At 32.0% G+C, this 11,773-nt stretch carries 16 protein-coding genes and 1 tRNA gene; 10 read left to right on the top strand and 7 right to left on the bottom strand.

What is annotated here, in order from left to right:
* Positions 1-26: 26 nt before the first annotated feature.
* Together OEM44_00425 and OEM44_00420 are read left to right on the top strand one after the other, a co-directional pair.
* Positions 27-1,952, top strand: coding sequence for an AMP-binding protein (locus tag OEM44_00425; GenBank protein ID MDH3515263.1), 1,926 nt, complete (start codon positions 27-29; stop codon positions 1,950-1,952).
* Between the two features lie 70 nt (positions 1,953-2,022).
* Positions 2,023-3,381, top strand: a complete 1,359-nt coding sequence (locus OEM44_00420) for a pyridoxal phosphate-dependent aminotransferase (protein MDH3515262.1) — start codon at positions 2,023-2,025, stop codon at positions 3,379-3,381.
* 191 nt (positions 3,382-3,572) lie between these two features.
* On the opposite strand, the gene OEM44_00415 is transcribed toward OEM44_00420, so the two are convergent.
* Both OEM44_00415 and OEM44_00410 read right to left on the bottom strand, forming a co-directional pair.
* On the bottom strand, positions 3,573-4,796 hold the full coding sequence (locus tag OEM44_00415; protein ID MDH3515261.1) for a TIGR00300 family protein: 1,224 nt from the start codon (positions 4,794-4,796) through the stop codon (positions 3,573-3,575).
* Between the two features lie 51 nt (positions 4,797-4,847).
* Positions 4,848-5,195 carry a hypothetical protein gene (locus OEM44_00410; protein MDH3515260.1) on the bottom strand — a complete coding sequence of 116 codons (348 nt, stop codon included), beginning with the start codon at positions 5,193-5,195 and terminating at the stop codon, positions 4,848-4,850.
* A 306-nt stretch (positions 5,196-5,501) separates the two neighbouring features.
* Between OEM44_00410 and OEM44_00405 the strand changes: the two genes are divergently transcribed.
* Positions 5,502-5,801, top strand: coding sequence for a hypothetical protein (locus OEM44_00405; GenBank protein ID MDH3515259.1), 300 nt, complete (start codon positions 5,502-5,504; stop codon positions 5,799-5,801).
* Here OEM44_00405 and OEM44_00400 read toward each other — a convergent pair.
* On the bottom strand, positions 5,798-6,019 hold the full coding sequence (locus OEM44_00400) for a hydrolase (GenBank protein MDH3515258.1): 222 nt from the start codon (positions 6,017-6,019) through the stop codon (positions 5,798-5,800). The two genes, OEM44_00405 and OEM44_00400, sit on opposite strands and share 4 nt — an antisense overlap.
* A 3-nt stretch (positions 6,020-6,022) precedes the next feature.
* Positions 6,023-6,556, bottom strand: a complete 534-nt coding sequence (locus tag OEM44_00395) for an HD domain-containing protein (GenBank protein MDH3515257.1) — start codon at positions 6,554-6,556, stop codon at positions 6,023-6,025.
* An 84-nt stretch (positions 6,557-6,640) separates the two neighbouring features.
* Here OEM44_00395 and OEM44_00390 point away from each other — a divergent pair, with 84 nt between their 5' ends.
* The 6 genes from OEM44_00390 to OEM44_00365 all read left to right on the top strand — a co-directional run bounded on the left by OEM44_00390 (position 6,641) and on the right by OEM44_00365 (position 8,709).
* Complete coding sequence (locus OEM44_00390) at positions 6,641-7,177, top strand: cob(I)yrinic acid a,c-diamide adenosyltransferase (GenBank protein ID MDH3515256.1); 537 nt, start codon at positions 6,641-6,643, stop codon at positions 7,175-7,177.
* Between the two features lie 43 nt (positions 7,178-7,220).
* Positions 7,221-7,294 (top strand) — tRNA-Phe (locus tag OEM44_00385).
* 163 nt (positions 7,295-7,457) lie between these two features.
* Positions 7,458-7,724, top strand: coding sequence for a hypothetical protein (locus tag OEM44_00380; GenBank protein ID MDH3515255.1), 267 nt, complete (start codon positions 7,458-7,460; stop codon positions 7,722-7,724).
* 34 nt (positions 7,725-7,758) lie between these two features.
* Positions 7,759-7,998 (top strand): hypothetical protein, encoded by a 240-nt coding sequence (locus OEM44_00375; protein MDH3515254.1) that lies wholly within the window; start codon positions 7,759-7,761, stop codon positions 7,996-7,998.
* On the top strand, positions 7,992-8,210 hold the full coding sequence (locus tag OEM44_00370) for an Lrp/AsnC ligand binding domain-containing protein (GenBank protein MDH3515253.1): 219 nt from the start codon (positions 7,992-7,994) through the stop codon (positions 8,208-8,210). The genes OEM44_00375 and OEM44_00370 overlap by 7 nt, the downstream gene beginning before the upstream one ends.
* 85 nt (positions 8,211-8,295) lie before the next feature.
* Entirely contained in the window at positions 8,296-8,709 is a 414-nt protein-coding gene (locus OEM44_00365) for a VOC family protein (GenBank protein ID MDH3515252.1), read from the top strand.
* Here OEM44_00365 and OEM44_00360 read toward each other — a convergent pair.
* The 3 genes from OEM44_00360 to OEM44_00350 form a co-directional block, all read right to left on the bottom strand.
* Positions 8,706-9,092 carry a hypothetical protein gene (locus tag OEM44_00360; GenBank protein MDH3515251.1) on the bottom strand — a complete coding sequence of 129 codons (387 nt, stop codon included), beginning with the start codon at positions 9,090-9,092 and terminating at the stop codon, positions 8,706-8,708. The genes OEM44_00365 and OEM44_00360 overlap by 4 nt on opposite strands.
* A 62-nt stretch (positions 9,093-9,154) precedes the next feature.
* Complete coding sequence (locus tag OEM44_00355; GenBank protein MDH3515250.1) at positions 9,155-9,541, bottom strand: hypothetical protein; 387 nt, start codon at positions 9,539-9,541, stop codon at positions 9,155-9,157.
* Positions 9,542-9,828: 287 nt separating this feature from the next.
* Positions 9,829-10,626 carry an adenylate/guanylate cyclase domain-containing protein gene (locus tag OEM44_00350; protein MDH3515249.1) on the bottom strand — a complete coding sequence of 266 codons (798 nt, stop codon included), beginning with the start codon at positions 10,624-10,626 and terminating at the stop codon, positions 9,829-9,831.
* A gap of 293 nt (positions 10,627-10,919) precedes the next feature.
* Between OEM44_00350 and OEM44_00345 the strand changes: the two genes are divergently transcribed.
* On the top strand, positions 10,920-11,669 hold the full coding sequence (locus OEM44_00345) for a hypothetical protein (protein ID MDH3515248.1): 750 nt from the start codon (positions 10,920-10,922) through the stop codon (positions 11,667-11,669).
* The last annotated feature ends 104 nt before the right edge of the window (positions 11,670-11,773 follow it).

Below are 11,773 nucleotides of genomic sequence, written 5' to 3'. Positions count from 1 at the left end.
CTCTATAAGTTTTGAAGAATTGTAACTTGTCTGATTTTGTATTTATCCCAACAGAAAACCAAATCCAGAATTCAAATATTTTTAGATTCATGAAAAAACATGGCATATCCTCTTTTGAGGAATTATCTAAAAAAGCAATAGATGATTTGGAATGGTTTTGGGAATCAGTAGACAAAGATATTGGCATAGTTTGGGATGCCCCTTATACAAAAACACTTGATATCTCCAAAGGTATTGCATGGCCTAAATGGTTTGTTGGAGGAAAAACAAATATCTACAAATCAACGGTTGAAAAATTTACAAATAAAAAGCCTCAAAAGATTGCATATTATTTTGAATCTGAAGATGGGATTAAATCAAAAATATCTTATTCTGAATTGGATTCCAAGATATCTAAACTTGCAAATGGTTTAAGATCATTAGGGGTAAAAAAAGGAGATGTAATTGCAATTTATTTGCCAATGATTGAAGAAGCAATTTTATCTATTCTTGCAGCCGCTAAAATTGGAGCAATTCAAACGGTGATTTTTTCTGGATATAGTTCAGAATCACTCCATGTACGATTAAAAGATTGTAATGCAAAGATTCTCATCATCTCAGATGGTTTCTATAGAAAAGGAAAACAAATATCACAAAAACAGGCTTCTGAGACTGCAGTAGTTAATACTAATGTTGAAAAAATTATTGTTGTTCCATACAAGGGAATTGATAATTATGTTGAATCTAAAAAAAATATTTTTTATAATGATTTGATAAAATCACAAAACAATCAATCTTATACAGAATCCATGACTTCCGAAGATCCATTGTTTATTTTATATACATCAGGAACAACAGGCAAACCTAAAGGTGTAGTTCATACCCATGGAGGTTTCTCTGTTTTTGCAGGACACCAGGCTGCATATCTTATCGATACACATGAAAATGATACGTTGTTCTGGCCTGCAGATATTGGTTGGATTACAGGTTTAGTTTGGAATGTTTATGGGTTATTGATGATGGGTGCATCTGCTGTCATTTATGATGGAACACTAGATTTTCCGACATCGGATAGAATCTGGAAAATGCTATCAGGATATCAGGCAACGATTTTTGGAATATCTCCAACTGCAGTAAGATTATTTAAAAAAAACAATGTTGAACCGAGAAAATTGATCTCTTTAGATAAAATTAAAAATATTCCAACAACAGGTGAGCCTCTTGATGAAGATTCATGGTGGTGGTTGTATGAAAAAGTTGGAAATAGGAAAATCCCTATAATGAATTTATCTGGAGGTACAGAAATTGGCGGTGCAATGTTATCTGTATTTCCTGGAATGAAGTTAAAGCCAAGCACTGTAGGTATTCCAGTACCTGGAATGAATCTTGATATTTTTGATGATGCAGGAAATTCAGTACAAAATCAGAATGGATATCTTGTAATAAAATCACCATGGCCTGCAATGACTAGAGGGTTGCTAAATGATGATGAAAGATATCTTGAAACCTACTGGTCTAGATTTGAGAATGTCTGGTTCCATGGAGATTATGTCTATGTTGATGATGATGGTCTTTGGTATATGCAGGGTAGAACCGATGATGTAATTAATGTCTCAGGACATCGGATGAGTACTGCTGAAATAGAGCATGCCATAATATCTCATCCTAAAATATCCGATGCTGCATCTATTGCAATTTCTGATGATCTTACAGGTGAGGCAATTGTGATCTTTTTTGTTGCAGATGGTTCACTTGACAAAAATTTAAAATATGTTGTTTCTGATTATATCTCAGAAAAAATTGGTAAGATTGCACGCCCTAAACATGTTTTTCAATTGTCTGATTTGCCAAAAACTAGAACAGGTAAAATTATGCGTAGGTTATTAAAATCAAAACTATTAGGTGAAAATCTGGGAGATTTGTCATCACTTGAAAACCCTCATGTTCTAGATGAAATTCAACGGATCTGTTAATTTAATCAACGTAAAGAACAGCTTATGTTTTACGAGATAAGTCTAAATTTAATCCAGATTAAGCAAAGTCATGAAGTTCATAGTTGATCAACAAGTTCAAGATATTGAGATGCCTGAAAATCTTAAATTAAACACATTTTTGCAAGAATTTCATTCTGATTGTTCTTCACATGAATGCAGTTTTGGCTATTACGGATTTGCGTTTGGGCAATCCCCATTCCCTGTTCCAAAACCTGTTCAGGATGCATTAATAAAAAATTCATCAAAGGGAGCATATGCTCCCATCTCAGGAATTCCTGAATTACGTAATGCAATATCCAAATATAATAAGCATTATTTTGATATGGATGTCACCCCTGATAGAATTTATGTTGGTCCTGGAACAAAGGAATTACTTTTTAATCTTTTAGAGATTTTACATGGGACAGTAATTTTACCAACTCCTGCGTGGTTGGGTTATCTTCCACAGATTAGATTTTTGAAAAAAAATTATCATATGTTGCCAACACGTGCAAATAAAAAAATTGCTCCAAATGATTTGAGAAGATTAGCGTTACGATTACAAGACAGGCAAAAGATTCTAATTTTAAATAATCCTAACAATCCTACAGGATTACTTTATGATAGATTAGAATTAGAAGAAATTGCAGATGTTTGCAGAGAGCAAAATATTATTGTTCTTTCTGATGAGATTTATGCTCAGACTACATATGATTTTTCAAAATTTATGAGTATGGGAAAAATTTATCCCGAAGGTACATTTGTCACAAATGGTTTGTCTAAATCACATGCTGCTGGTGGATATAGACTTGGGTATGTCGTTTTTCCACAACATGCAAATGAACTAAAAATACAATTCAAAAAAATACTTGCAACTGAATATACTGCAGTATCTACACCAATTCAACATGCGGCCGTTGCAGGATTTGAAATTAGCCCCGAACTTGATGAATATTTTGAAGTGACAAGAAGCATACATCAAATTATGGGGGAGTACACATATCATTCATTATCTGCAATAGATGGAATAAAGGTAACAAAACCTGATGCAACATTTTATCTTCTTGCAGATTTCAATGTGTTTGCTTCGGATTTACAAACAGCAAAAATTTACACTTCTCAAAAATTATCAGAATCATTAATGGTACATCCATATCATACAGCAATAGTTGGTGGAGACAGTCTTGTTTTGGAGAGAACTGATTTTAGTGCAAGAATTGCATATGTTGATTACGATGGTGCCAAAGTATATCAAGATTACATAAACAATAAACCTAAATCAAGTGCAGACAAACAAGAATTTGCAAAAAAATCTGCTCCAAGGATTGTTGCAGGGATTGAAATGATTAAGAGATTTTTTGAAGATGTTAGAAATAATGCGATTAAAAATTCTCATACAAAATCTAGTTCTATGATGACTCCAAGTTAATTAATTATATTTTTTAATTTCTTAACACTGATATTCTTCTGAACTAATTTGGCTTGAATGATTTCTATATCATTTGAGTATGTTATTGAATGGATTATTTTTCACGGTGTATTTGATAGAAGGTTGTTCAGTTAAACATGTATAGCAAATTCTTATAGGATCAATTCACTTATCTTAGATTAAAATCATGATTATTTCTTTTTTCTAATTTGTTGCACAACCATTGGTAAAAACGCCCCAACATCAGAGACAATTCCTAATGCTTGCCATGTACCTCTATCCATAAGTTTAGTAACGGTTGGTTGGTTGATATCAACCACAATCACTTTGACATTTGCGGGAAGCATATTTCCTGTAGCAATGGAATGAAGCATAGTTGAAATCATGATTACCATGCTTGCATCTTTTAGAATTTTTTTGTATTCTTTTTGAGCTTGAGCCACATCTGTAATCACATCAGGCAGTGGTCCATCATCCCGAATTGAGCCTGCCAAGACAAATGGTATCTCGTTTCTTACACATTCATACATTATTCCCTTTGTTAATTTTTTTATCTTTACCATTTTTGCAATAGAGCCTGCTTTGAATACTGCATTAATTGTATCCATATGGTTTCGATGCCCATGATAAGCTAAAGTTGCATCATGAACATTCATTCCAAGAGAAGTACCTAAAGTGGCATATTCAATATCATGAACTGCAAGTGCGTTACCTGCCAATACTCCATCAATGTATCCTAATCGAATTAATTCTGATACTGCGTCATCTGCTCCTGTATGTACTATTGCAGGACCACCTACGAGGATAATTCTACCTCCTTTCTTTTTAGTATTAAAAATATCTTCGGCTACTTTTTTTGCAATGTGTTGAGTTGGTCTCTCACTTGAGCTTGAACTACCCATAAATTCAAAAACATTAACTCCTTCTCTTGGACGTTCAGGAGGGGTGATCTTGATTCCTTCGTCACCCACAATTATCTGATCTCCTTTCTTGATATCTCTTATTGGTACACAAAATGCCTTGCCATTTTTTACTACAATACATTTATCCATCATCATATTTTCCACCTGAATCCATTCTCCTTTATGAAATACTTGTGTGTGGTTGTTTGTTGTACTGTAAAACTCATCAGGCATTACATTGTTTTTTGGAGAACTTTTCAAGGTTATTTCTTTTTGAATTTTCGATGTTGCACCTTCGCGATAAATTGTTTTTAAAATTTTATTTAGATGTTCTTGGTTTTTTCCTTTAACAAGTAATCTTGCATATGACTGATCTTTTTTCTTTTTTCCAATTTTAATTTCTTGTACGTTAAATTCCCCTTGAAGATCCATTATTTCGTCAAAGATTTTAGTAAGAATAGACGAATCAATCAAGTGACCGCTGACCTCAATCTCTTGTGAAAATTTACTCATTTTATTATCGTATCAATTATGATAACTAAAGCTTTACGTTTTATTTTGTGGCTATACAGGTAGAATCACTTTACCTTCAAATTTTGGGATATTGTTATTTTCAAATATTTTTTCAAGATTTTCTTTTTGTTGTTTTGTTACACCTTGAACAATTGTCTTGGATGATCCTGTTTTATCTACCAATGCAAGAATATAACCACTATTATCAGTCAAAACAAAACCAGCTGATTCGTCAACAAACGCGTATAGGTTTTCTTCTCCAACAGGCTCCCAAACATTTGATTTAGTGTCAATTAATGCCAATGCAGGCATTGCCTTACCGTTAGTTAATTTGTTAAGATACTCCCTTGCTGCTGCAACTCTTTTTTGTCCTAATTTTAGAGCCTGAAAATACTGCATACCTGAGAAATATTTCAGTTCTTATAAAAACAATTTCTATACAAGGTAAGATAGAAATCTTCAGATTTTTCCCCTTTGCAAAGTGTGATAGATACCAATATTCATTCAGAAATAATACGTTTTACATCAATATTTAGAAAACAAACACCAAACAAATGACCAAATAATGCCCAGATGCTAAAAAACATGTCTTTTTATTCACATAATGAATCAAAGCATATTTTTTCCATACCTTAACATATCTGCAAATTTGTTTTTAGACAGTAACACAAAAGATTGTTATAGAATCTAAACTTCCATTTAACTATGCCTTTAACAAATAATGTAATAATCAAATTAAATGAAATAACAAGCATGGTTGAAGACAAGTCAAAACTTTCTGAATCAGACATAGATATTATAAAATCTATTTTTAAAAACCTCATTGAAAATAATGAGCGGTATGATGTAGATGAGATTGAATTCTGGTTTGAGAATGAAGGTAGTTGGCATAAAAAAGAACCACGTGTTAGAATTACCAATCTTGCAAACTATCTTCAAGACAAATATCAGCAAACAGCTCATCTGAAAATTCTTTCGGATGATGATGATTGTGGTTGTAGCTAAATTTGTAACTGTTCCAGTAACCGACCAACAATTTTTGCATTTTCGGTTCTTTCATCTAAAATTTCTTTTAGGCGAATTTCATTTTTTTCATTATTTGCAATAATTTGAAAATATTCATCATCTAAGTCATTATTTGCTTGTAGCCTCTTAATCACTTCAAACAAAATTCCAATTATTTGTTTTTGCGCATCAATTAATTCATCTTTGTTATCAGACATATTTTAAGAATCATCTACGATCTCTGTAAATATTTCTTTTAATTTGGGATTTGTAATGTCTGTTTTAGCTGATTTAAAAAAAGATTCTAATTTTACATAGGCATATCCATCATTTTGATACGATTTTGCTTGGAGTACCATCTCTAATTTATCTATTTCATGCACTAATTTTGATTCTGGTGATGCCCTTTCTTGATATTCATTCCAAATTTTTAGGTATTGGGATTTGATTGTCTCTGGTAGTCTTTCTGTAATTTGATTGAATGCATTATTTTCTAAATCTATTTTTCTTTCTTTGCTTAATTGTCCTGGAGTTAAATCACCAACTCTTGATTCAGCCAAATCATGTAGCAGTATCATTTTAAGAATTTTTTCAGAGTCATGGTTTTCAAGATCCGATATCACCATTCCGATTATGGCCATGGAGTATGAATGATCCGCTACAGATTCAGGATTATGTATCGATAGTTTATCTATCCAACCCTGTCTTGGGATATTTTTAAGATTTGCAGCTGTCTTAAAAAAATCTAAAATCATACGTTTTTCAACATATTTCTACTAATGAATTTTCACATTTTTAATTCCGATTAACATAATAGTTAATCATGAAATGATAAATTGATGAAAATTTATACAAAAACAGGTGATGATGGGAATACTGGATTACAAGGAAATTTTAGAATATCAAAATCTCATCCTAGAATTTCTGCATATGGTGCTGTTGATGAAATAAATGCTGCTTTAGGTATGGTTTTGGCAAATTCATTAGATGAAGATATTGTCAAAGTTTTAACGGGTATTCAAAACGATCTTTTTTTGGTTGGGGCAGATCTTTCAAACTCTAACCTTGATAATATTAGAAACAGAGTGTCTTTGGATATGATTGAAAAATTAGAAAAATACATTGACAAATTTGAATTAGACCTGCCTGCCCTTACTAATTTTATATTGCCAGGAGGAGTTCCAGAAGCTGCCCAATTACATTATGTTAGAACTATAGTGAGACGTGCAGAAACTCTAGTAGTTCAATTGAGTGAAAAAGATGAAATCAACTTGAATTGTATTAAATATTTAAACAGGTTATCAGACTTATTTTTTGTGATGGGACGTTTGATCAACAAAAGAAAAAAAAGAGACGACATCATCTGGAAGATCTAAATAGACAAACTTTAATTCCTCAACAGAATGCATTTTTCTAAGTGCCAGGGTAGCTCAGCCTGGGAGAGCACTCGGCTGAAGACCGGGCTGTCGCGCGTTCAAATCTCGCCCCTGGCATCGATCTTTTTGATTATTCCCTAGATTTATTCATAAATATATGAAAACCCCAAAATAACAAGTTGTGTATTTTTATTATTGCCAATAAATCACATCAAGATTCAATCCAAAATTATTTTGCATAATCTTTAAAAGTCACCCCAACTCTTGATTTTCGACATTAATGGTTGAAAAAAAAATAAAAAAAGATCAAAAAAAGACAATAAAAAAAATGCCTCCAAAAAGGGCACCCAAAGTTAAATCTGATAAAACTAAACAGGTTAAATCTAGCAGTGTAACAAAACCTAAAACCAAAAAAACTGCTGATGATTCTAATGCTGATATAGGAATTGTCATAGTGGATGACGATATACACATAGATCAAGAAAAAATTAATGAAGAAAGACGCGCATATCTTGAAGAAGCAAGATCGCAGGAAGCATATGATTAGGAATCTTTATCCGATCCTATGACCTATACAATTCATGAGAGCATTATGTCTTATCACCGTTAAACCTGGAAAGGTTGATACTGTCGTTGAAATTTTGAAAAAAAAACGTAAAATTGTAAAACAGGTAATGATTGTTACAGGAAGGGCGGATATCAGTACCATACTACAAGGAAACATGGATGAGATTAACAATATGGTTATTGATTTTAAAAAAATTAAAGATATTGTTACTACCGAAACGCTAATTGAAGTAGAGGTAAATTTGGGATGGTAAAAGCAATAATTTTGGTAAAATCGCCAAAAAAACTCATAGCTGCTAAATTGAGAAAAACACCATATGTAATTGACTCTTTTCCAACAAGTGGTCAATTTGATGCAGTGGCCATAATAGAGGTAAATGAATTAGTCCAGATAAAAGAAGTAGCAAACCAGATTCAAAAGATTAGAGGGGTAGACAGAACTGAAACAATGGTTGAAGTTCAGTAAAAATAACAATATCGCCTACCAAATCAATTAACTCTCTCCTAAGTTCAATAACAATGGATTTAAAGAACTTCTAGTTAGTATAATTGTGAACATCAAAAAAGTAGGAAATGTCATTTTAGCGGTTAAAGACATAGACAAATCCCTACAGTTTTACCATGAAATCATAGGTCTTCCTATTAAAAATCAAAGAAGATCTTGGGTGGATTTGGGTACTACTGGTGCAATACTGAGTTTACATCCAGCATCAATAACAGCACAACATATTGGTAGTTCTATTGAGAATGGGATAACGATAGGATTTCTTGTTGGAGATGTCAAATCTGCAGTAGATGAACTACGAACAAAAGGAGTCACCATTTATCGAGACATTATTGAAAAAGATGTAGGTAAGAATGCAGTGATTTTAGATCCTGATGACTATCTAATTTCTTTATTCGAACCAATATTTGATGACAAAGCTCAACAAACTGGCGGATATCAGGGATTTACACCGGCCTAGATTGTCTTCTTAATTAAAGAGATAATCTTCTCCAAGTCTTTTTCTTTTCTATCTATAGAAATATAGAATGTTACATTATTTTTCTGCAATATTATGATTATTACTTTTTCATGTTGTAAAATTACATGTTCTAATTTACCAACTGTCACAATTGTATCTTTTCTTAAAGACATTAAAGTGGAAATAATGAAAAACTCATTTTTTACTTGTTCCGATTTTAAAAGAGGTTTTAGATCAGGTTTTACAATTCCAGTTAAAGTTCTACCGTAGGCATTAATGACTCCCACATATCTGATACTTTCAGATAGTTGGAGGATACTTTGACATTGTTTTCTATATTTAATTACCGCGTCTTTCCACTTATCAGAGGGAGTTTTTACCATGAATAAAATAATTTTTTGAAACTAATAAGGATTCATAATGTATCATTTTAGACAATTATATCTCAATGGTTTTTAATCTTTGACTCTTTTTCTAATTTTTTCTTTAATTCTAGATTTTCTTTTAGTAGTTGGTCTTTTTCAGATTGAAGCATTTGAACAGAGTTTTGTCTTGAATATAATGGGTGTCCAGGAGGAACAACTATTGAACTCATTGAGAGTAATCCTGATGCATACAATTGATACGTTTGTTGAAATCCTTGTAATTTTTGATTAATTGTATCCGCATTTCTTAAGAACTGCTCTTTCATTGGGTTTTGATGCGTTCCAAACATTGGATTTGGTAATCCTGGAGGCAATCTAGGAAATTGGAATGCAATATGTGGGATATTTGGGTTTAATCCATAAAGGTCTTCAAGATGTTTTCTAACTAAATTATCCACATATATCATCATTATTTGCCATATTTGTGGCTTACCGTAGTCGTTTGATATACTGGTTAGTTAATTCTGAGGCGTTTTTGCTCAAATTGAGTTGATTGCAGATCCTTATAGATTCCTAAATTTGATCGCTAGTACGCATGGAAGAACTAAAAAAATCATGTTTTAAGTGTAAAAAAGAAATTCAGGAGAAAGAATTGCACAAAATTGTGATATATGTAATTCGAGAAAAATTCACTGAACACCATTATGAACATGTTGAGTGTCCAGACAAATTTACAGTCTGATTAACTCAATACCTATCCTTTGAATTCATAAATGTTATAAATTTCACCTGTCAGTCTTGATCTGTACTTCCATTCATTGTTCTTCCAAACAATTTGTGAGAATTCTTGTCTAGTAGCAGGATGAATTCTTTGATAGACATCATTTCCAATTAAAATCTGATTGGGCTTTGCAACATTTTGAATTTTAGCTGCAATGTTCATTGCAGGCCCCATTAAATCCACATGGGAATTCTTTACATCTGCACCATAACGCACTACTATGTTTTTTCCAAAATCAACTCCAATTTTTACCATTAGATCTGGATAGTCATATTGATTCAAAATTGGATTGATTCCTTTTTGAATAACTGAAATCATAGATTTTGCGCAATTAACAGCATTATCTGCTGCAAGTAACCCGTTCTCCTCTGTCACAAAATACCCAATCACCGCATCACCTACAAACTTTAACACATATCCATGATACTGTCTTATCACTACTGCCATCTCTTGAGAAAATGAACTTATAATAATCGCAATTTTTTCTTCAGGCATTTCCAATGTCATTGTAGTGGAGCCAACTAAATCAACATAAAGCACAACCATATCTAATTTTGAAAAGACATTTTTTCTCAGAAATTGTTCTGATTCATTAATGGAACCAGAGTATTCATAACCTTTTTTCAGAGCTCCCCAAACTCGTTTTTGAGTTTCCAAAATCATTGTATCTGAATCAAGTGTTTCTTGACTGTTTTTACTAAGAAGCATGTCAACCATGCTGCTTGAGTCTGATTTTTGTGAGTATTTGATATCCTCTTTATTTTCAGTCATTTAATCTCAATCTTATTCTAATGGAAAATCTATCCCACATTTAGTACATTTGCCCCGTTTTCCCTTATAACCTTCGTGATAATATTCTACTATAAATTCTGCACAATATTCGCAATAAATTTGAGATTTACTCATAGTCAGAATTATGATTTTATCTATTTAGAGGTTGATGAAGGTTTAAGGCGAGTGATTGTTTGCTATTTCTTGTGAGATTAGGTACAAGATCCCCGAATGACTTTTTTCAGGTATTAAATCAGAAAAATGAAACCATTCAAAAACTGTATCTATCAAAAATGATAGATTTGACAAAAATGATCGATGTCAAAGTAATGTTAGGAGACTCAACGATCACGGAACAAAAAACATTTGAACCAAAACAAGTAATAGATTATTTTCAAAAAATCAGTCAATCACTTAAAGAATGGTCATTACAATCAGTATCAGTTACAAATCATGAAGATTTAAGACGAATATTTACAAAGTTTGAGATAACAGAGGGGAGTTATTTGATATCCGGGCATATTTCGTTACAATTTCATGTATTGCTATATTACAAACCAGATCAAAGAGTAATGGATTGCCAAAAAGAATTATCTGAAATTGTAGATTTAACAAAAAATGAGGAAGAACAGATATCAGACAATAGTGATCAATTTGTTTTAAACAAACTGAAAGAGAGTGGTTTTAAAGATTTTGATCATCAGAAACTATTTGAAGTATTTTACAAAAATGATGAATTTAGCGAAAAAATTTTTCAAGAAATACAAAAAGGTTCTAGTGTTAATTTTAAAGAATTATCTGAGAAAAAAACAAAGTTGCTTCAAGAACTTGACTCATTACTAGTTGAAACATATCAAACATCACCTGTTTTAATTGATGATACTAGACTTGTGACAGGTGAAGAAGGATGTCTGCTTACGTTAGATTTGGAGTTTATAAAAAATAACAACCGTGAAGGATTGTTTGATCCTAGAAAAATATCTAATTCTACAAAAGATAGAATTGTGAAAAGACTAGATGAATTAGAATCAATATTCAAATAATAAAACTAAAATTTTATAGTTGGATATGTTTTCATTCATTAGGTCTCCCGCGGATAAGCAAATTTTTAACATGATTTATGTCTCATTCTGATAGTAAGTATACT

This window comes from Nitrosopumilus sp., from assembly GCA_029862745.1.
Classification (GTDB): Archaea; Thermoproteota; Nitrososphaeria; order Nitrososphaerales; family Nitrosopumilaceae; genus Nitrosopumilus.
Note: the sequence above shows the minus strand (reverse complement) of the source record. Positions and strands in the feature narration are given on the sequence as shown.